Genomic DNA, 21,319 nt, shown 5'->3' with positions numbered 1-21,319 from the left:
CTAATTTTTATTAGTACTTCTTAATTCATTGTCTTTTAACTGTTCTGAAATAAGTAAATGATTTTTAACAATTACCTTCTCTCCTACTTCAAGTCCGCTTTCAAAATAAATAAAGTCCTTATTTTTTACTGTCGGATTAATTAATCTTCTCTCTAAATGACAATCGTCTTTGTAAACCAATATGTAGTTTTTATTGTTGTCAAAAATTAATGCCTTTGCAGGAACTGCAACCATTTCTTTTTGCGCCACTTTTTTATTGATCAAAACATCAGCGGTCAAACCCGGTTTTAGTTTTAAATTAGAATTATTCATTACAATTCTTGCTTTAAGAACATGCTCATCTGTTTCAAAAACCTGCGATAATTTGGCTATTTTTCCATCAAAAACTTGATTAGGATATGCCGGAGTAGTAATTTTCACATCCATTCCTTCATGAACATCATTTAAGTTCATCGAATAGATATTAACCATAACCCAAACTTCAGACAAATTAGAAATGGTAAAAAGAGGACCATCATTATCATTAATTTGTGTTCCCGGGCTCATACTTTTGGAAACAATATAACCACTAACAGGCGCCTTGATTTGAAAAACTGATTTTTCGCTACTAGCGCTGTATAAAGCTAAATTTTGTTCTACATTTTCTATCGAAGATTTTAAAACATCAACTTCGCTTTGTCCTGAGATAAGATCACTTTGCGAAGCAATTTCATTCTCGTACATAGATTTTGTTGCTTGTAATTTTCTTTTGGCAACTAATAATTGTGATTGTAATGATTTACGTTCAGCTTGTAAACTATTCAATTCAGTACTTTTAATTTCGGCCAAAACCTGTCCTTTTTTTACATAATCACCTAAAGAGAAAAACGTATTGGTAATTAAACCATTTACTAAACTTGAAAACTGAACCACATCGTCAGCGTTATAAGCTACATTGCCGGTTAACGAAAAACTCTCTGTCACGGCCTGCATCTGGACTGTTTCTATACTCACTTTCTCTTTTAAAGCAGCTGTTAAGCAAAATTTTTCGGTAGTTACTTTTTTCTCTTCTTCCTGCTTTTTAGCACATCCGTAAACTAATAAAAGAAAAGTTATAGGTAATAAAATTGCGTGTTTCATAATATTTAATTTAATTCTTGTCCGCTCGCGTTTTTAAATTCTTCCAGACGGTTATTCAACTCTTTTTGTGTTTCTAATACAATTACTTTATTACTTAAATAGGCTTCAACATAATCCAGATAAACAAACAGACTTATGTTTCTGTTTTTAAAACTTGCCAGGTAACTATCTAACATTTTATCCAGTTTCTCCTGATATTCTAAACCAATGCCATCGTATAATTTTTGTGCTGCTTTAAAATTATTATAGGTTTCAAATATTTCGGCTTGCGCTCCATTTAACAATTCTTCTTTATTTAATTTGCTTTGCTCAACAGAAAATTGTGCTGCTTTAATATTCCCTTTATTTCTATCAAAAACAGGTAAATCAATAGAAAAACCAAGACCAAAAAAATCTCTCATAATATTCCCGCCTCTGTCATAAGAAGCCTCCAAAGTAATATCTGGTGTTTTTAATGCTTTTTGGTATTCGTACTTTTTTTGGTTGTACTTTTCGTTGAGTTTCGCCAATTTTACATCGGGTCTGTAATTTTCGACATCATTAATTACATCCTGAATATTAAGATTGTTTACCATTGTCATATCAGGAATTACATCTTCCTGATCAATTTTAATAAACACTACAGGTGACAGATGTAATAGTTTTTTCATTTCACTTTGCAAAGCATTATTTTCTATAGCTATAGCATTAATTTCATTCAAAAACTCTAATTCAGAAGCCTTTAGTCTAATGTAATCGCCCTGACTAATATTGCCTTGTTTTACCTGAATTTCATAGGCTTTAACCAAGTTTTGAAATGACTTTAATTGTTTCTGATAAACCGCTTTCTTAGCTTGATTGTATTGCATTGCAGATAAGTTATTACGAAATTCCATTTTTAAATTTCGAAGGAAGTTTTTATAATATTCTTCCGCCATATCACTGCCTACTTTTTCAATAGCAATCATTTTTTTACGTTTTCCGGCTGTATAAACGAGTTGTTCCAGGCTAGCGCCAAATTCCTGATAGCGCCCATAATTTCCCCAGATAGCAGGAAGTACTTCAGAGCCTGTATTGCGCCAAAGATTAATTTCGTTGATAGAAAATGTAGGATTGGGCCATACTTTAGCCTGAATAATCTGAGCCTGAGCAATATCAATGTTTAACCTTTCGGCTATAAGGCTGAGATTGTTTTGTAGAAATAATGTTTCGGCATTTTTTCGACTTAAAACAATAGTATCACTGACTACATTTTGCGCCGTTGCCCAAACAGATAAGAGTAAAACAAAGGGTGAGATAATTTTTTTCAAAGCTTGCTAATTTATAATAAGCAAAGCTATTGCAGTAGTATTAACCGGTTCTTTAAACCGAATTAAAAAGAAATAAGAACGGTATTAGAATTTGATTAGAGTTTTGCAAAAGTCAGTACCACCTCAGTTCCTTCTTGCTCTTTTGAAGTTATTTCGAAGCGGATATTATTTTTAGTAAACAAAATGGAAGCTAACGAAAGTCCTAAACCACTTCCCTGAACACCAGCAACATTACTTCCTCTGTAAAAAGTTTCCTGAATATAATGCAAGTCTTTTTCTTTAATACCACGACCAAAATCCCTGATTATAATTTGGATTTTCTTTTTAACCAATAAAAGTCTAATCAAAACAGGCTCATCCGAATATTTTATTGCGTTTTCAATAATATTATAAATTGCAATACTTATTTCAGATTCATTTCCTTTAACAGTTAAACTATTTTCATCTTTAACATCTAATTCAATGCGAAGCCTTGCTGCTGCGAACTCATTGGCGTTAGCAATTTTGTCGCTGCAATCCCAGATTAATTCATCAATTCTAAAACTTTCTTTTTGTACTTTTTCTGATTTTAAACCTGAAACAATCATCAAAGTATTTAGAATTTCTTCTATTTCATAAACATTTTTCAAAACCTTTTCAGTAGTTTCCTGATATTCTTGCGGACTACGGTCTTTTTGAGCAAAAACTTCTAAATGTCCTGAAATAGAAGCTAATGGAGTTTTAAATTCGTGGGAAATATAATTGATAAAGTTTTTTTGAATTTTAAAAGTATCGGATAATCTTTGGAACAAATTATTATAACTTTCTATCAGGTTTTGAACTTCATCACTAGTATTAAGATTCACAATTTTTTGATCTAAAGACGAAGCTTCAATTTCATTAACTTGTTTGATAATGGTATCAATAGGTTTATAAGCTATCTTCGATAAAAAATGACTCAGAATATAAATAACTAATAAACCGACAAGAAGTACCACAAGCATAATAACCATTAATTCATGATTTTGTGCTTTAAATTCGGCGTCATCCGATTTTACAAAAACCACAAAATCTCCCTGATTGTCCCGATAGAAAATTCCAAAATAGAAATGCTTATCTGATTCAAACATTACTTTTTTATTCTTTCGTACAAGATGTAGAATTTTAGGAGTAATACTTTTTAGACTTAAATTTTCGCCATAGGCTACTTCGTCATTTTCATTATATATTCCAACAGCAACATCTTTAGTATTTTCAAGATAGGATTCCCTGATTTGTTTGTGTTCTTTTAAAGGTAATTCATCTCTTTCTAAATAATAAATAGCTGTAAATAAACTGATTCTTTGTAAATTATCAAAAATTTTCTTTTCAGAACTACGGTAAAAAGCAATGTAAATGACTAATGCTGCGCAGACAAAAACAACCCCAAAAGTTACCGAAGATATAATAGTAAGCCTATTTCTAATTTCCATTTAATTGTCTTTTAACATATATCCTGTACCTACAATTGTCTGCAAAACAGTAGCACTAAGATTCATTTTATTTCTTAAATAAGAAATATAAACATCTACAACATTCGTATTAGTATCATAATTAATTCCCCAAACATTACCTAATATTTGAGTACGAGGCAATACTTTATTCTTATTCTCTATTAAATACAAAAGTAACTTATATTCTCTTGGCGAAAGTTCTACTTCTATATCTCCCAGCATTACTTTGTACTCATCTGTATTTACAGAAATTATTCCGCAAGTATAAGTATTTTCTTTGTGCTCATGATTAAATTTTGTACGTCTTACCAGCGCATTAATTCTGGAAATTAATTCTCTAAAATGAAATGGTTTTACTAAATAATCATCGGCTCCTGAATCTAAGGCATCTACTTTATCATCAGCATCGCCTAAAGCACTTAACATAATTACCGGAGTTGTTTTCTTTTTGTAACGAATTAATTTAACCAACTCGATTCCGCTAATATCAGGAAGCATAATATCCATTAAAATAATATCCCATTGCGTTGATAAAAGCAGTTCTCTTGCCTCTACACCATTCTCAGTCAAATGCACATTAAAGCCATTTTCCTGAAGTCCTTTGATCACAAAGTCACTAATTCTTTTATCATCTTCAACAAGCAGAATATTCATAACATTTTTTTACAAACTTAATAATTTAATTAAAATGGGGACTTTAAAAAAAAGCTTAAACTTCTAAAAACAGTAGTCTTTTCAAGCTTTAAAATGAAAATAAAATCAGTCCTTAAAAAACACAAAAAGCCGCAATTTCATTAAAATTACGGCTCCTTAATTATTTTATTCAAAATTATTTCACGCTTTCTAAATAAGCAACAACATTCTTTTCGATTCTTTCATTGATGTTCGAAATATCAGCTTTTACAAATTTCTCACCAATGATATTTTCGTATAATTCAATGTATCTTTCAGAAACAGTTTCAATGTAAGCATCTGTCATTTCAGGAATTTGTTGTCCTTCCTGTCCCTGGAAACCATTTTCAATTAACCAACGACGTACAAATTCTTTCGATAATTGTTTTTGCTCTTCATCTTTGTCTTGTCTGTCCTGATATCCTTCAGCATAAAAATAACGAGAAGAATCCGGAGTATGGATTTCGTCAATCAATACAATTTTTCCTTCTTTGGTTTTACCAAATTCATATTTAGTATCCACCAAAATCAATCCGCGGCTGGCAGCAATTTCAGTTCCTCTTTGAAATAAAGCTCTTGTATATTTTTCTAAAACTAAATAATCTTCTTCAGAAACAATTCCTTTAGCTAAAATATCTTCTCTAGAAATATCAGCATCGTGCTCTCCATTATCCGCTTTGGTAGTTGGCGTAATAATTGGCTCCGGGAATTTATCATTTTCTTTTAAACCTTCCGGTAAAGCTACACCACAAAGCGTTCTTTTTCCGGCAGCATACTCACGGGCAGCATGTCCTGAAAGGTAGCCACGGATAACCATCTCAACCTTGAAAGGCTCACATAAATGACCTACAGCAACACTTGGATCCGGAGTAGCAATCAACCAGTTTGGCACAATATCCTGAGTCAATTCCATGAATTTAGTAGCAATTTGGTTAAGGATTTGTCCTTTGTACGGAATTCCTTTTGGCAACACCACATCAAAAGCCGAAAGCCTGTCGGTTGCAACCATTACTAATAAATTATCATCAATATTATAAACTTCTCTTACTTTACCTCTGTAAACCGATTTCTGATTTGGAAAATTAAAATTAGTTGTTCTGATTGTATTGCTCATGTAGATATGTATTGTGTTGATTTTATAAGAATGCAAATTTAGGATTATTTTACACAGAAACACAAAGAAAGTGTCTTATATCTTAAATATATTAACCGCAAAGTTCGCTAAGATTTCGCTAAGTTCATAAAGAAAAAAAATCTGTGCTAATCTGTATAATCTGTGGCTAAAAATTTAATTTTTACTTAGCTTCTAAACTGATATTATTTAGAATTTTATCAGCTAAATAATTAGCAACACCATCTTCATGATTTTTTAAAATCACTTCAAGGTGAGACAATTTATTTTTCAAACTATCTGGCGCATTCCCCATTAATAAACCTTTAGCCGAAGCATTCAGCATTCCTTCATCGTTATAGCCATCTCCAAAAGAAACAGCCTGATCGAATTGGAATCCTTCAATGGCTAAAATTTGTGCTATCGCCAAACTTTTATCTACTGATTTATCCATGAATTCCAAACAATGCGGCAAACTAAAAGCATGACTAAAAATATCAGGATGTTTTTCAAGAATTGTTTCTCGTAGTTCTACTAGTTTTCCGTGGCTTTCGTGAGTGAAAAATATTTTAATCACATCAAAATCAGTCACTTCTTTGTAGTTTACTAATTCCGGAACATAATTCAGTTCCGTTTGAAATTCCAGTAATTTATCGTTATTTTTATTGGTTTGCCAAACATTTTCTTTAAAAAGAACGGTAGTAAAATCTTCTGGAATATCCATTTCTAAAACAGCTTGTACTGCGCTAGAATTCATATTAGTTGAAAAAAGCAATTCCTTTTCAGGAGTATGAATTCGGGCTCCGTTTGAAGTCACTAAATAAATTGGAAAACCTAAGGTTTCAATTATAGGCATGGCGTCTAAGTGATGACGTCCTGTAGCTACAATTATTAAATAATTTTGCTGGTGTAATTCTCTAAAAACTTCTTTGGTATATTCTGAAATTCGGTGGTCACTGTTTAGTAAAGTTCCGTCTAAATCGCTTATAATTACTTTTATATTTTCTTGAATCATATTCTCTTGCATGCTAAATGAATTGCAAAAATATTCAAAATTCAAAGAAAGCACAGCAAATAATTACTGAAATAACAGCAAATTAACGTATTGCTGATTAGTACTTAACAAATAAAATAAAGGTTTGACGGTAGTGATACGAAGTCAGGATACTTTGGAGGGCAGGTAATATTAGTCGTAATGATGTCTACATTTCAAAATTTGAATTTCATCATCGATAAATCTGTAAATTAATCTATGTTCATCATCAATTCTTCTTGACCAAAATCCAGCATACTTATGTTTTAATGGTTCTGGCTTTCCTATTCCTTCAAAAGGATTTCTTGAAATATCTTTGAGAAGATCATTTATTTTTTTAACTTTCTTCTTGTCAATGTTTTGCCAATACAAATAATCTTCCCAGGATTCATCAACAAATACATATTTCATTTTATTCCTCAATTAAGTCTTTAGAAAATGACTTACCACTCTTAAATTTATCAATAGCTGAATCTAATCTACTTTCATTAGTTCTGTTTGATAATTCATAATTTGTTGCAATTAATGAATTATATTCTTCAAGTGAAATAACAACAATCCCTGAATCTTTTCCACGATTTATGATTAGAGTTTCAAAGTTTGTTGCTACTCTATCAAAGTAAGATTTAATATCTTTTCTGAAATCTGAAATATTTGCTACTAACATAATTATTATATTTTGTACAAATGTATGTACAATATTTTAATTTTACATACTATTCGTCAAAATTATTATCGCTAACATACTGTTTACAATGGATTTGGGATGAAGCCGAAAAATTAGCTTTAGCAAAAACCAATTTATTAGTAAGGGATTTTATGCAAAACAACATTGATACGAAGTCAGGAGACTTCGGATGGCTGGGACTTTGCAGAGTGAACTTTTTATTTGGTTTTCAGATTAGCATTTTTAACTTTTCTTGCATAATTTTTCAACCCAGATATTTGTTCTGGAGTTTTACCATCTAAATTCATTAGTTTCTCTTTGAATTTTTCGGTTAAAAACAGATAATTATTTGTAACAACTACTCCTGTAATTGTTGGTCTATAAGTTTTATAAAATGTTTTTTGATGACTTATAATAAAATTATCATTTATGATAATTTCTATAATTTCAGGAATTAAATTTTTAAAGTCAATTTTTGAAGAAAAAGTTAAGTCATCAATAAATGAAGAAAAAGTTAGATTATTGTTTTCTGCTAAAGTTTGTAATTTCAAACCTGTTTTAACAAATACTAGATTAGAAATTGTTGGCGAAGTTGGTGCGCCTTGGGGTAATCTTCCTTGGTATGTAGTAAGTTTTGTTAAAATTCTAGAGACGGTAGGTGAAAAGTTGTTGTGAACAAACATTTCATATACTTGCTTATTAAATATTGATGGAAAATAATTTGATAAATCAGTTGTGAAATTATACTTTTTACCTCTATGAATTAGTGCATTCTTCACATTATCTTTCCCTTTTACTGCACCAAAAGCATATTCTGGAAGTTTAATTTTCGTAAGTATATTTTTTTGAATTCTTGATTGAATTATCTTTAGTTCATTAATACTTGGATTTAATGTTCTAAAAAGTTGTTTGCCTTTTTTAAATTTTGGATTGTTTTGTTTATCCAATTTAGGTTCGCTTTTTGTATAATAGTAATTGTCAGCAGTATTGGACAAATGCAATAATTCTTTAGCATTTAGCTTTAGAATAAATGCGAGATGTTTTACTGTTTTAATACTCATTTTGAAGAGAAAATAATTTAGGATGTCGGTTAGAATAGATTAAAATGGTCATTAAGTTTTTGGAAAATACGAAATAAATTATATAACCTGTTAGACAACACGAAGATATCCGTAGGTTTTTCTTTTATTCTTTTAATCCATTTAGCAACTAAACTACTAGTTTTAAATTTCTCCGAGAACGAACTACGGTTCTCATTTTGAACTTGATGTTTCGCTTTACGCAAAACACTGCTTTTCTTCTTTTTTTTCATTGTAATGTAATTTTAATTAGGCACTATTGCCTGTTACATTTCAATGTACCCGTAATTAAAATTCTAGTCGTAGTTCATTTTCATCCCAAATAAATTCCTGTTACATTAAAAAAATATAACTAATTAGTTTCTATACTATTCAGTAGTTCACTTGATGTGAGGGTAGTTGAATAATCTCGGAACTGGACCTTAAAAGGTTGTGTAACTTAATACACTTTAAAAAACAATTTTAACAGGGTGTCAAAAAAGCATATCTCAAAGAACATAATAATGCAAATTTATTTTAAAAAAGTAAGAAAGTCAATAATAAAAAAGAAAGTTGTTAACAGTTTTTCCTACGTTTGCTATTAAACTGACTGCAAACTAATATACACACCCTGTTTTTCATTTATTTTATTGAGTATATACAACAAAATGGTGCTGTATTGACTCAACTTTAGTTAAGTTAAGTTTGTTTCAAAACAAAATACGTAAAACATTCTTACAAAACACTTAAAAACCTTTTTTTCAGACATTACACATTTTCCATAAAAAAAACTACGACCTAAAAATTAGAGTCGTAGTCTTTTGCTATTGTAATTGTAATTGAAATTGATTTTTATTTAATCTATGTTTTCAGTGTATTTATAAGCATCAATTACTTTTTTAACTAATCGGTGTCTTACAATGTCTTTATCGTCAAGATAGATAATACCAATGCCTTCAATGTCTTTTAAAACCAATAAGGCTTCTTTTAATCCTGAGATAGTTCTTCGCGGTAAATCTACCTGTCCCGGATCGCCTGTCACCATGAATTTGGCATTTTTCCCCATACGGGTCAGAAACATTTTCATTTGCGAATGCGTGGTATTTTGGGCTTCGTCAAGAATAACAAAAGCATTGTCCAGGGTTCGTCCGCGCATGAAAGCTAGTGGCGCAATCTGGATAATTCCTTTAGCAATATGATCTTCTAATTTTTCATTCGGAATCATATCACGCAGAGCATCATAAAGAGGCTGCATGTATGGATCCAGTTTTTCTTTCATATCACCAGGTAAAAAACCAAGATTTTCTCCAGCTTCTACGGCAGGTCGGGTAAGAATGATTCTTTTTACCTGTTTTTCTTTCAATGCCTTTACCGCCATGGCCACACCTGTGTAGGTTTTACCCGTTCCAGCGGGTCCTACTGCAAACACCATATCGTTTTTATTAATGGTATCCACCAGTAATTGCTGATTAGGCGTCATTGCTTTAATGATTTTCCCACCTACTCCGTGCACTAAAATTTTGTCATTAGGACTCATTTTTCGGTCGTCCTGAACATCGCCTAAAATTACGCGTTCGATAACATTATCATCAATGTTGTTGTAACGTGTAAAATGAAGCATCAATCTTTGAAAACGCCTTTCGAACTCGTCCAGAATGTCTTTTTCTCCAAATGCTTTTAAAGTTGTCCCTCTGGCAACTATTTTTAATTTTGGATAGTATTTTTTAATAGTTTCAAGATGAGTGTCTTGAGCACCCCAAAACTCTTTTGGAGCGATGTCTATGAGCTCGATAATTCTTTCGTTCAAGAGGTATAGTTTTATAATATTACTAAATCGATTAAAAAATCCATTTCAAAAAGCACTTCGCTTTAGGTTTTATTTGATTACTATTTAGAATTTGTTTTTGCTTTTTTGCTTATATGAATATACTAATTATTAGCTTTGCATTTCTCAAATTTAATGAAATTTAATTTTAAATTTCAGCAATAGTTATAAACAAAAATATGTCAATAATTACCCTTACTACCGATTACGGCTTGAAAGACCACTTTGTTGGCGCATTAAAAGGAAAAATTTTATCCGAGTATCCGGAAGCTCAAATTATTGATATTTCGCATGACATTGATCCATTTAACACAGTAGAAGCCAGTTACATTATTGGCGCTGCTTATACCAGTTTTCCTAAAGGCACTGTACACCTTATAGGAGTCGATATGGAGCTGAACAAAGAAAACCAACATATTGTTATGCAATGGAACGATGCTTATTTTATTGCTGCCGACAATGGTATCTTAAGCATGCTTTCGCAAAAGATTGTTCCGCAAAAAATAGTTGCTATAAATATTCACGATCGTTTACCATCAGATGCATCCGGACTGGATGTTTTTGTGACGGTGGCTTGTCATATTGCCAGAGGAGGTTTACTCAATGTTATTGGAAAAGAAATCCATTCGATAAAAGAAGTAACCGAAATGAGAGCAGTAATTGCTAATGATACTAACAGTCTGAAAGGTCACGTTATTTACATTGATCATTTTGGGAATGTGGTGACGAATATTACCAAAAAACAGTTTTTGGAAGTTGCTAAGGGTCGTCCTTATGAAATCCAGATGAAGACAAAAAACATCAAAACTATTTTACCTAATTATTCGGCTATTGCCATTTCAGATAAATACCCGATTAAGAATTATGAAGGTGAAAAACTCGCTATTTTTAACGAAGCCGGATTTTTAGAAATTGCCGTTTTTAGAAGCAATCCTTCCAAAGTTGGCTCAGCAAATAGTCTTTTGGGATTAAATTATCGCGATGCCGTTACTATCGAATTTAAGAATTAAGATTTTTAAAATAACCAAATTAATAAATACACGAATCAATACATGAAAGCCTTATTATTACGTGAAATTAAATCCTTTTTTGGTTCGCCCATAGGTTATTTAGTTATCGCTATTTTTCTAATTATTAACGGATTATTCCTGTGGGTTTTTGATGGCGATTACAACATCCTTAATTCAGGATTTGCCGATATGACTCCTTTTTTCACCTTAGCTCCGTGGATTTTAATTTTCTTAATTCCCGCAGTAACCATGCGTTCTTTCTCTGACGAAAGAAAACAAGGAACACTTGAATTATTACTTACTAAACCATTATCTGTTTGGCAAATAACAAATGGAAAATTCCTTGGAGCACTACTTTTAATTATCATAGCCATTATCCCAACATTTATTTATATCAAAGTCATTTCAAGCCTAGGTTTACCCGAAGGCAATATCGATATGGGAAGTACTATTGGTTCTTATTTTGGGCTTTTATTCTTAATTAGCGCTTATACCGCTATCGGAATTTTTACTTCTACCCTATCCGATAATCAAATTGTAGCTTTTATACTTTCGGTATTTTTATGCTTCTTTTTCTATTTTGGTTTCGAAGGTTTTTCAAGCATCATTCCATCATTTTCTTCGTTCATTTCAACATTAGGAATGCAAAATCATTTTAAAAGTATGAGCCGCGGCGTAATTGACACTCGTGATATTATTTATTTTGTAAGTGTGGTTGTAGCTTTTCTTTCGTTTACTGTTTACCAACTTAAATCTTTTAAACTGTAATGAAAACTGCTCAAAAAAGAAACCTAAAATCCGTATTGATTACTATTGCAATTCTGCTAGTAATAAATCTAGTTGGAAATTCATTTTTCCACCGATTTGATTTAACTAAAGACAAACGATACACCTTATCGCAAACGTCTTTAAACATCATTAAAGAAGTAAAAGAGCCGCTTTCGATAAAAATTTATATGGAAGGCGATTTGCCAGCCGAATTCAAACGTTTACAACAGGAAACCAAAGAATTACTGGAAGAATTTCAGGCTTATAATTCGAATATTGTTTTCGAATTTGTAAATCCTTTAGAAAATGAGGATGAAAGCATGAACAACATCAAAACCTTGTACATGAAAGGCTTGACTCCTGTAAACATTACGGTAGACGACAAAGGAAAACAATCGCAGGCTATGGTTTTTCCGTGGGCAATTGCGGTTTACAATAATAAGGAAGTCAATATTCCGCTGTTAAAAAATATCATGGGCGCTTCTACTACTGAAAAAGTAATTGGCTCCGTTCAGCATTTAGAATATTCCATCGCCGATGCTTTAAATAAAATCACCAAGGAAAAACAGAAAAAAGTAGCCGTAATTAAAGGAAATGGCGAAATTCAGGATGTTTTTATTGCCAAGTTTTTATTGCAAATAAGAGAAAGCTACCACATTGGTCCGTTTACCTTAGATTCGGTTACTAAAAGTCCGGTTAACAGTTTGGAAGCTTTAAAAAAATACGATTTGGCAATCATTGCTAAACCTACCGAAGCTTTTTCGGATAGCGAAAAACAGGTTCTGGATCAATTCATTATCAATGGCGGAAAAACCATGTGGCTGATTGATCAGGTTAGCGTAGAAATGGATAGTTTGTACAACGATGCCGGAGCAACATTAGCTTTCCCGAGAGATTTGAATTTGAACGATATGTTCTTTAAATACGGAATCAGAATTAATCCCGATATTGTAAAAGACGAACAAGGAAGCCCAATAAAACTAGCCACTGGCGAACAAGGAAGTGCTACACAATACCAGACTTTCAACTGGAAATTTGCTCCTTTGGTTTACCCTGAAAGCACACATCCTATTGTGAAAAACCTTGGCGGAATCAAATTTGATTTTGCTAATCCTATTGACACTTTAAAAAACGGAATCAAGAAAACCGTGCTGCTACAATCCTCTCAATATTCTAAAAAAACAGGAACACCTGCCGAAATTAATTTGAATATCGTAGCCGAAGAAACCAGCCCTAATCATTACATCAATACCGGAAATCTTCCGATGGCGGTTTTACTGGAAGGAAGTTTCCATTCGGTATATCAAAATCGGGTATTGGCTTTTGACCAAAACAATTTTGAAGCCACAGGAAAAACCAATAAAATGATTGTAATTTCGGATGGCGATGTTATCAAAAACCAATTGGATAAAAACTATGCTCCAGTTGAATTAGGATTCGATCAACGCTCCGGAAATTTATATGATAACAAAGATTTTCTGCTTAACTGTGTCAATTACTTACTTGATGATACCGGACTTATTAACATTCGAAGCAAAGATTTAGACCTGCCTTTATTAGACAAAGACCTGGTTTTTGAAAATTATTCGCAGACGCAAGTCATAACTATCGGGCTTCCAATTCTAATTTTAGCACTTTTTGGAACCCTGTTTCACTTTTTAAGAAAGCGCAAATACCGCCGATAGATGTTAATAAAAAATTTTCTAAACTAGATTTGTTTACGATATATTTGTAAAAATGTATCGTTTATAAATTCGAATAAAAGATACCCAATTCCAATAAAAAATAAATTAATCTTCATATGAAATTTATAGTATCGAGTTCCTACTTATTAAAGCAATTACAAGTTTTAGGAAGCGTTATCAACAGTAGCAATACATTACCTATTCTGGACAATTTTTTGTTCGAATTAGACAATAATGAGTTAACCGTTTCGTCTTCGGATTTAGAAACAACCATGTCTGCTACGCTATCTATCGATTCTACCAGTAAAGGAAGCGTTGCTGTTCCTGCAAAATTGCTTTTGGAAATCTTAAAAACATTCCCAGAGCAGCCTTTAACTTTTACTGTAGAAGAAAACAACACTATCGAAATTAGCTCTAATTCAGGAAAATATGCCTTAGCTTATGCTCCGGGAGAAGAATTCCCTAAAGCGGTAAACTTAGAAGAACCATCGGTAACTTTAGTTCCTGCTGATGTTTTGGCAACTGCTGTAAGTAAAACTATTTTTGCAGCCGGAAATGACGATTTACGTCCTGTAATGTCAGGAGTGTTTTTCCAGTTTTCTCCACAAGGTTTGACTTTTGTAGCTACAGATGCTCATAAATTAGTAAAATATGCCCGTACCGATGTTACTGCATCTCAGGTAGCTGATTTTATTATGCCTAAAAAGCCATTAACGATTCTAAAAAACATTTTATCAACATCTGACGCTGAAGTAAAAATTGAATACAACGATTCGAATGCTACTTTTTCTTTTGATAATTACGTGTTAATGTGTCGTTTGATTGATGGAAAATATCCAAATTATGAAGCTGTTATTCCAAAAGAAAATCCAAATAAATTAATGATTGACCGTTCTCAGTTTTTGAGTTCAGTACGTCGTGTGGCTATCTTTTCGAACAAAACTACACACCAGATTCGTTTAAAAATTGCCGGAGCTGAACTGAATGTTTCTGCCGAAGATATTGATTACTCTAACAAAGCCGAAGAAAGATTGACTTGTGATTATCAGGGTGACGATATGCAAATAGGTTACAACTCTCGTTTCTTGACTGAAATGCTTACAAACCTTCAATCAGACATGATTATGCTTGAAATGTCTTTACCTAACCGCGCTGGTATTTTAACTCCAATTGACGGTTTAGAAGAAGGTGAAACTGTAACGATGCTAGTAATGCCAGTAATGTTAAATAGTTAAATTAATATTAAAAAATTGTAACTTTTATTTTTGATATTAAAATTTAATACCTATCATTGTAAAAAATTAAGCTATTAACCAACCATTTTTTATATTTAAAAAAACCGCGATTCCTCCTGAAGAGCGGTTTTTTTTTTGATTATTTGCCAAGGATACACGAATTAATTTTCGGTTATTTTTTTAGCAACACAGATTAGAGAAATCAAAAAAATCTACATTGATTTTTACTTTATTTCCTTTGCGAAAGCTTCTTTTCTTTGCGGTTAAATCACACCCATTTTTTTCATAAGGAAAGTAGCGCTTTTATTTTGGCAAACACCTTTTCGAAGTTTATAATCAAAATGCAAATCATTGTCTTTAATTTCCACTTCAAAGCAATTATTGATTAAGGTATCCGGATATTCATTTGTTGTCAAACAAACTTCGATATCATGCGTCGCAATAGCACCAATGGCTTTTTTAGCAATTACTTTTTTCAATACTTCAATAGTTCCGTTGCGTTTATCATCAGAATTCGTTCCTCTTAAAATTTCATCAAGCAAAACAAAAGCAGGCTGAACCTCTAAAGCATCCATAATTTGTTTTAAGCGCTTTATTTCGGCAAAAAAGTAGGATTCGCTATCGGATAAGGAATCCGAAAGACGCATCGAAACCAAAACCGGCAAAGGATGAATCGTAGCTTCTGAAGCACAAACTACCGAACCCATTCCGCCCAAAACCATATTGATTCCCAAACTTCTTAAAAAAGTACTTTTACCTGACATATTGGAACCCGTTAAAACCATAAACGACTGCGGATAAAAATGAGTATCATTCCCTACTCTGTTTTTGGGATTTAGTAAAGGATGACTCAAATTTGAAAAACCAATTTTATAATCCGAATTGATTGTTGGAAAACAAAAATCAGGATTATTATAGGCAAAATTAGCCAGACTATTTAATTTTTCGAATTCACCAATTACGGTAATCCATTGTTCTAATTCTGTTGTATAACTTTCCTTCCATTTTAGAAGTGATTTTAACACATGTACATGGTATAAAAAAACACCATTAAACAAAGTTGCCACTACATAATTAGCAACAGTTTCCATCTTAGCAAACAACTCTGATAATTCATTGAGATGTGTACTTGCTGTTACATTTCTAAAAAATAATTGTTGTTGTAAGTCTTTTAATTTAGTGGACTGAAAAGTTTCTTTTTCAATTTTCTGTACCAATAAACTATACTGTTTTACTACTTTATCAATACGATCTGCCTGAGTAATTTCAGACTGAATTCGTTTAAAAAACTTCCCTAAAACCATCAAATTAATGATAAAAAGATAAGTTAAATAACTCAGTAAAATAGTTTTTGAAGTAAAAATATAAGCCGCTAAAACTCCTAAAAATAACATTGGAAAAACAAACGAAACAATAATTAAAGCTTTAGGTAATTTATTATTAGCAAAAGAATTCCAATGCAATAAAGAATCATACGCATTCTTAGAATCACTACTTGTGATTGCCAAAGCTAAAAATTCCTGTCTCCAGTCTAATTTGGTATTCAATTCTGCAATCGCTTGCTGATTGGCAATAATTTCGTCATTGGTTGCTTTGTCCAACAAACTTGTTGCTAATGTTTTTTTACCAATAAAAGTTGCCGTTCTATTTAAACTTTGGAATAACGAATGATTTCCAAAAATATCCAAATCGTAAGCATACGTATGATGAAAATCCTGAAATTCTTCGCCATTTTCAAAAGGGATTTTTTCTCTTTTTAGAAATGCAATTTCGTTTTGATTGATTTTTAAAAGTGTAGAAGTTTGCTCTCTTTGAAATGATAAACGGGAATGAATTCGCATCAAAACAAAAAAAGAAGCTAAAAACAAGACCGCAAAACCTTGTAAATAAGCTTCTGTTTTTTGAATATTAAAATAGAGTGATGTAAAAAACAAAAAAACGCTTAACAACCGTAATAAACTGATTGTATTGTATTTTCTGTTGATTTTACTTAATTCGTTACTATAAAAAATCGCTTTATCGTTGTAAATTTCCATAATGTGTCAAGAATGAGACACAAATATAAACCAGGCGAATAAATTACACGGCAATTGCTTTTAAAATTTTTAGCCACAAATTACACTAATAAGCACAAATTACAAGCTGTTTCAATTGCACGAATTATAAATCATCGATAGAAATTTGTGGAATCTGATTTTAATTCTGATAAAATTAGCTTTAATTAGTGAATTAGTGGCTACTTTTTAAAAGTGCCCCCTTAATAAATTACTAGCGAAAATTACGTTAAAAAAGAACTATTCGATAGGAATCGCTAAAACCGGAATATCTAAACTTGACGCACAATCTTTAGTCAGACTATGATGAAATAAATTTTCGAAAAAGCCACGCTTGTAAGTCAGCATTACTACAATATCTACTTTTTTAAACATAATAAAATCAAGAATACTTTCTTTAACTTCTTCGTTTAAAACCACATGAAATTCAATTGGTTCATTCAGGAATTCGTTTTCCCATTCTTTAATCGTTTCTTTAGTCACATCTGAATCGTCAGTTTTTATATAAAGACATTTAACTTTTGCCTCCAGCTTTTTAGCTAATTTTAGTACTTTTTTCAAAGCTTTTTTGTCTTTAGGTCTAAAACGGGTGGTAAAAGCAATATTTTTTATGGCTTTGAATTTGGCATTAGCAGGAACACTAAAAACCGGAATCGTAGTATCTGAAATTACTGCGGTGGTATTAGTTCCCAACAGCGCATCTACCCAGCCAGTAGCGCCTTCGGTTCCCATAATTACATAATCAATATTATCTTCTTTAACCGATTTTTCGACAGCAAACATCAAACCGCCATCCATTAAGCGATGTGTCATTTTAATTCCTTCTAAATTCCGTTCCTGAGCAATAGCACGCAGTTTAGGCAATTCATCTTTAAAATGTTCAAATTGAGCTAACTCAATCGATTCATAGATTAACATGTAATTTTCAGGGAAATATTGGCTATCAAAAATTGGCAAATCAAAAGCGTGTAAAAGTACTAATTCGCCGCCAATACTATTAGCAAACTCTAAGGCGTGAACAAAAGCATTAGTAGCTGTTTCAGAAAAATCGGTGGGGAATAATATACGTTTCATTTTTTGGAAATTTAGAGTTATTAAATATCGTGAACAAATTAAAGATACAATTTTAACGCTTTAATTCCCAATAATGTTATGGTTTTATATCCATAATTTACATAATTACTAGCTAGTTTTGTACCTTTGCAACCAATAATTCAGAAAATGCTAAACAACGATTCTATAGTAGCGCTAGCCACAGCTTCAGGTGCAGGAGCCATTGCAATTATCCGTATTTCAGGACAGGATGCCATAAGCATTGCTAATTCGGTTTTTAAATCGGTTAAGGGAAAAGATTTAACGAAGCAAAAAACGCATACGCTGCATTTAGGTCATATTGTTGATGGTGCAAAAACTTTAGATCAGGCATTAGTTTCTATTTTTAAAGGACCGAATTCTTACACAGGCGAAAATACCGTTGAAATTTCCTGTCATGGTTCTACTTATATTCAGCAACAAATTATTCAGTTATTGCTTCGAAAAGGCTGTAGAATGGCCGATGCAGGCGAATTTACCTTAAGAGCTTTCTTAAACGGAAAACTCGATTTATCACAAGCCGAAGCCGTAGCCGATTTGATTGCTTCTGATAACGAAGCTTCACACCAAATTGCAATGCAGCAAATGCGCGGTGGTTTCTCTAACGAGATTGCCAAATTACGTGAAGAATTATTGAATTTTGCTTCTTTAATCGAACTCGAATTAGACTTTGCTGAAGAAGATGTAGAATTTGCCGACAGAACACAATTCAACGAATTAATAAACCGAATCGAGTTTGTTTTAAAACGATTAATCGATTCCTTTGCGGTAGGAAACGTAATCAAAAACGGAATTCCAGTCGCCATTGTGGGCGAACCAAATGTTGGAAAATCAACGCTTTTAAATGCATTATTAAATGAAGAACGTGCCATAGTTTCCGACATTGCCGGAACCACACGCGACACCATTGAAGACGAATTAGTCATTGGCGGAATTGGTTTCCGCTTCATAGATACAGCTGGAATCCGGGAAACAAAAGACGTTGTAGAAAGCATCGGAATCAAGAAAACTTTCGAAAAAATCGAACAGGCACAGGTAATTCTTTATTTGGTTGACAGTTATGAGTTATCCGTTGTGAGTTTGGAAGCACTAAAAATTGAGATTGAAAAGGTAAAAAACCAATTTCCTTTAAAACCACTTTTGATTGTGATCAATAAATTGGATTTACTTTCAGAAGAAAAAATTAAGTTAATTAAAACACAACTCACAACACATAACACACAACTACAATTTATTTCCGCAAAAAACAAAGTAGGAATTGACGAACTTAAAAATCAATTGTTATCTTTTGTCAACACAGGTGCTTTACGCAACAACGAAACAATCGTTACCAATACAAGACATTACGATTCGTTATTAAAAGCACTCGAAGAAATTCAAAAAGTAAAATACGGACTGGAAACGAATCTTTCCAGCGACCTGATGGCTCTTGATATTAAAGAAGCTTTGTATCAATTCGGGATGATTACAGGTCAAGTGACTAACGATGAATTACTTGGGAATATTTTTGCAAATTTTTGTATCGGGAAGTGATTTTTCTTATTTTTTAAAATACCTTTAAGGCTTTTAATTAAGGATAATGTCAGAAGATCAAAAACGTCAGCTACAGCAGCAACTTTGGAATATAGCGAATACTTTAAGAGGTAAAATGGATGCGGATGAATTCCGTGATTATATTTTGGGATTTATTTTTTATAAATATCTTTCGGAGAAAATTCATTTTACAGCCAATAAAATTTTACAGGATTCTGGTGAAGATGTTGATTATACTAATGTTGACGAAAATTCTGAAACAGGAAAAGAAATTGTAGAAGCTATTTATGAAGAAGTTGTTGAAGATTTAGGTTATTTCCTAAAACCGTCAGAACTTTTTAGTAATATTGCTAAAAAAGGACATCAAAAACAGGAAGGAAAATCTAATTTTATCCTTGCCGAACTTTCTAAAATTCTTAATAATATCGAGCAATCCACATTAGGAACTAATAGTGAGGATGATTTCGAACACCTTTTTGAGGATTTAGATTTGACTTCTTCTAAATTAGGAAAAACCGAAGACGAAAAAAACACCCTAATTTCTAAAGTGCTTTATCATCTTGATGATATTGATTTTAATTTATCGGATACGAATGCTGATGTTCTGGGTGATGCTTATGAATATTTAATTGCACAGTTTGCGAGTGGAGCCGGAAAAAAAGCAGGCGAATTTTATACTCCGCAACAGGTTTCTACCATTCTATCCAGAATTGTTACCAGCAGAAAATCACAGCTAAAATCAGTTTATGACCCAACCTGTGGTAGTGGTTCTTTACTTTTACGTGTAGCTCGTGAAGCCAAAGTGAGTGATTTTTACGGTCAGGAAATGAACCGTACTACTTATAACTTGGCAAGGATGAATATGATTCTGCACGGTATTAATTACAGTAATTTTGATATTCGTCAGGAAGATACGCTGGAGAAACCACAACATCTTGATAAAACTTTTGATGCTATTGTTGCTAACCCTCCTTTTTCGGCAAAATGGAGCGCGAATGAACTACATCTTTTGGACGAAAGATTTTCTCAATATGGAAAATTAGCTCCTTCTTCAAAAGCTGACTTTGCTTTTATCCAGCACATGATTCATCATTTGGACGAAAACGGAATTATGGCTGTCGTAATGCCACACGGTGTTTTGTTTCGTGGCGCAGCCGAATTAATTATTAGAAAATACCTCATTAAAGAGAAAAATTACTTAGATGCAGTTATTGGTTTACCTGCTAATATTTTCTTTGGAACCAGTATTCCAACCTGTATTTTGATTTTTAAAAAATGTCGTGAAGCCGATGAAGATATTTTGTTTGTAGATGCGAGCAAAGAATTTGAAAAACAAAAAAATCAAAATGTACTTCGTGAAGAACATATTGATAAAATTGTTGATACCTACCAAAATCGTGAAGTACTAGAAAAATTTAGTCATAAAGCCACTTTACAGGAAATTGCCGACAATGATTACAACCTAAATATCCCTAGATATGTCGATACTTTTGAGGAAGAAGAAGAAATTGACATTCAAGCAGTAATGGCTGAAATTAAGGAGCTTGAAGCCAAACGCTCTCAACTGGATCTTGAAATTGAAGTTTATTTTAAAGAACTCGGACTTGTTTTTTAACAATCCTTAATTCTTTTACTAACAAATAATAAATTATCAAGATGACAGAAGAAAATAAAAGTGTGAAAAAGTTTCCTAATT

At 32.2% G+C, this 21,319-nt stretch carries 18 protein-coding genes; 6 read left to right on the top strand and 12 right to left on the bottom strand.

The features are described from left to right. The 10 genes from FEM21_RS13455 to FEM21_RS13410 form a co-directional block, all read right to left on the bottom strand. Complete coding sequence (locus FEM21_RS13455) at nt 1–1,119, bottom strand: efflux RND transporter periplasmic adaptor subunit (protein ID WP_051627606.1); 1,119 nt, start codon at nt 1,117–1,119, stop codon at nt 1–3. Nucleotides 1,120–1,124: 5 nt separating this feature from the next. Continuing rightward, nucleotides 1,125–2,408 carry a TolC family protein gene (locus FEM21_RS13450; RefSeq protein WP_035661305.1) on the bottom strand — a complete coding sequence of 428 codons (1,284 nt, stop codon included), beginning with the start codon at nt 2,406–2,408 and terminating at the stop codon, nt 1,125–1,127. A 95-nt stretch (nt 2,409–2,503) separates the two neighbouring features. After that, nucleotides 2,504–3,859: a sensor histidine kinase gene (locus tag FEM21_RS13445; protein WP_035661303.1), complete on the bottom strand. Its 1,356-nt coding sequence runs from the start codon at nt 3,857–3,859 to the stop codon at nt 2,504–2,506. After that, complete coding sequence (locus tag FEM21_RS13440) at nt 3,860–4,534, bottom strand: response regulator transcription factor (RefSeq protein WP_035661302.1); 675 nt, start codon at nt 4,532–4,534, stop codon at nt 3,860–3,862. A gap of 175 nt (nt 4,535–4,709) precedes the next feature. Beyond that, entirely contained in the window at nt 4,710–5,666 is a 957-nt protein-coding gene (locus FEM21_RS13435) for a phosphoribosylaminoimidazolesuccinocarboxamide synthase (RefSeq protein ID WP_035661301.1), read from the bottom strand. A 181-nt stretch (nt 5,667–5,847) separates the two neighbouring features. Then, nucleotides 5,848–6,678: a Cof-type HAD-IIB family hydrolase gene (locus tag FEM21_RS13430; protein ID WP_035661300.1), complete on the bottom strand. Its 831-nt coding sequence runs from the start codon at nt 6,676–6,678 to the stop codon at nt 5,848–5,850. 171 nt (nt 6,679–6,849) lie between these two features. Continuing rightward, a complete protein-coding gene (locus FEM21_RS13425; RefSeq protein WP_035661298.1) occupies nt 6,850–7,107 on the bottom strand; it encodes a Txe/YoeB family addiction module toxin in 258 nt (85 codons plus the stop codon). A gap of 1 nt (nt 7,108) precedes the next feature. Next, nucleotides 7,109–7,363, bottom strand: a complete 255-nt coding sequence (locus FEM21_RS13420; RefSeq protein ID WP_035661297.1) for a type II toxin-antitoxin system Phd/YefM family antitoxin — start codon at nt 7,361–7,363, stop codon at nt 7,109–7,111. Nucleotides 7,364–7,581: 218 nt separating this feature from the next. Beyond that, nucleotides 7,582–8,424, bottom strand: a complete 843-nt coding sequence (locus tag FEM21_RS13415; RefSeq protein WP_035661296.1) for a reverse transcriptase family protein — start codon at nt 8,422–8,424, stop codon at nt 7,582–7,584. Between the two features lie 853 nt (nt 8,425–9,277). After that, on the bottom strand, nt 9,278–10,228 hold the full coding sequence (locus FEM21_RS13410; protein WP_035661295.1) for a PhoH family protein: 951 nt from the start codon (nt 10,226–10,228) through the stop codon (nt 9,278–9,280). Between the two features lie 197 nt (nt 10,229–10,425). Between FEM21_RS13410 and FEM21_RS13405 the strand changes: the two genes are divergently transcribed. The 4 genes from FEM21_RS13405 to dnaN all read left to right on the top strand — a co-directional run bounded on the left by FEM21_RS13405 (nt 10,426) and on the right by dnaN (nt 14,944). Further along, nucleotides 10,426–11,256: an SAM hydrolase/SAM-dependent halogenase family protein gene (locus tag FEM21_RS13405; protein WP_035661293.1), complete on the top strand. Its 831-nt coding sequence runs from the start codon at nt 10,426–10,428 to the stop codon at nt 11,254–11,256. Between the two features lie 42 nt (nt 11,257–11,298). Continuing rightward, nucleotides 11,299–12,024, top strand: a complete 726-nt coding sequence (gene gldF / locus FEM21_RS13400; RefSeq protein WP_035661292.1) for a gliding motility-associated ABC transporter permease subunit GldF — start codon at nt 11,299–11,301, stop codon at nt 12,022–12,024. Next, nucleotides 12,024–13,709 carry a gliding motility-associated ABC transporter substrate-binding protein GldG gene (gldG, locus tag FEM21_RS13395; RefSeq protein WP_035661289.1) on the top strand — a complete coding sequence of 562 codons (1,686 nt, stop codon included), beginning with the start codon at nt 12,024–12,026 and terminating at the stop codon, nt 13,707–13,709. Before gldF ends, gldG begins: the two co-directional genes overlap by 1 nt. A 116-nt stretch (nt 13,710–13,825) precedes the next feature. Further along, complete coding sequence (gene dnaN / locus FEM21_RS13390) at nt 13,826–14,944, top strand: DNA polymerase III subunit beta (protein WP_035661287.1); 1,119 nt, start codon at nt 13,826–13,828, stop codon at nt 14,942–14,944. Between the two features lie 263 nt (nt 14,945–15,207). Here the strand turns inward: dnaN and FEM21_RS13385 are convergent, their stop codons facing one another. Continuing rightward, nucleotides 15,208–16,980: a MutS-related protein gene (locus FEM21_RS13385; protein ID WP_035661285.1), complete on the bottom strand. Its 1,773-nt coding sequence runs from the start codon at nt 16,978–16,980 to the stop codon at nt 15,208–15,210. Between the two features lie 258 nt (nt 16,981–17,238). Beyond that, nucleotides 17,239–18,072, bottom strand: a complete 834-nt coding sequence (locus FEM21_RS13380) for a universal stress protein (protein ID WP_035661283.1) — start codon at nt 18,070–18,072, stop codon at nt 17,239–17,241. A 147-nt stretch (nt 18,073–18,219) separates the two neighbouring features. On the opposite strand from FEM21_RS13380, the gene mnmE reads away from it, so the two are divergent. Together mnmE and FEM21_RS13370 are read left to right on the top strand one after the other, a co-directional pair. Next, nucleotides 18,220–19,623, top strand: coding sequence for a tRNA uridine-5-carboxymethylaminomethyl(34) synthesis GTPase MnmE (gene mnmE, locus FEM21_RS13375; protein ID WP_035661280.1), 1,404 nt, complete (start codon nt 18,220–18,222; stop codon nt 19,621–19,623). Nucleotides 19,624–19,669: 46 nt separating this feature from the next. After that, a complete protein-coding gene (locus FEM21_RS13370; protein ID WP_035661278.1) occupies nt 19,670–21,238 on the top strand; it encodes a type I restriction-modification system subunit M in 1,569 nt (522 codons plus the stop codon). Nucleotides 21,239–21,319: the final 81 nt, after the last annotated feature.

It is taken from the genome of Flavobacterium seoulense (assembly GCF_000695795.1).
GTDB lineage: Bacteria > Bacteroidota > Bacteroidia > Flavobacteriales > Flavobacteriaceae > Flavobacterium > Flavobacterium seoulense.
Note: the sequence above shows the minus strand (reverse complement) of the source record. Positions and strands in the feature narration are given on the sequence as shown.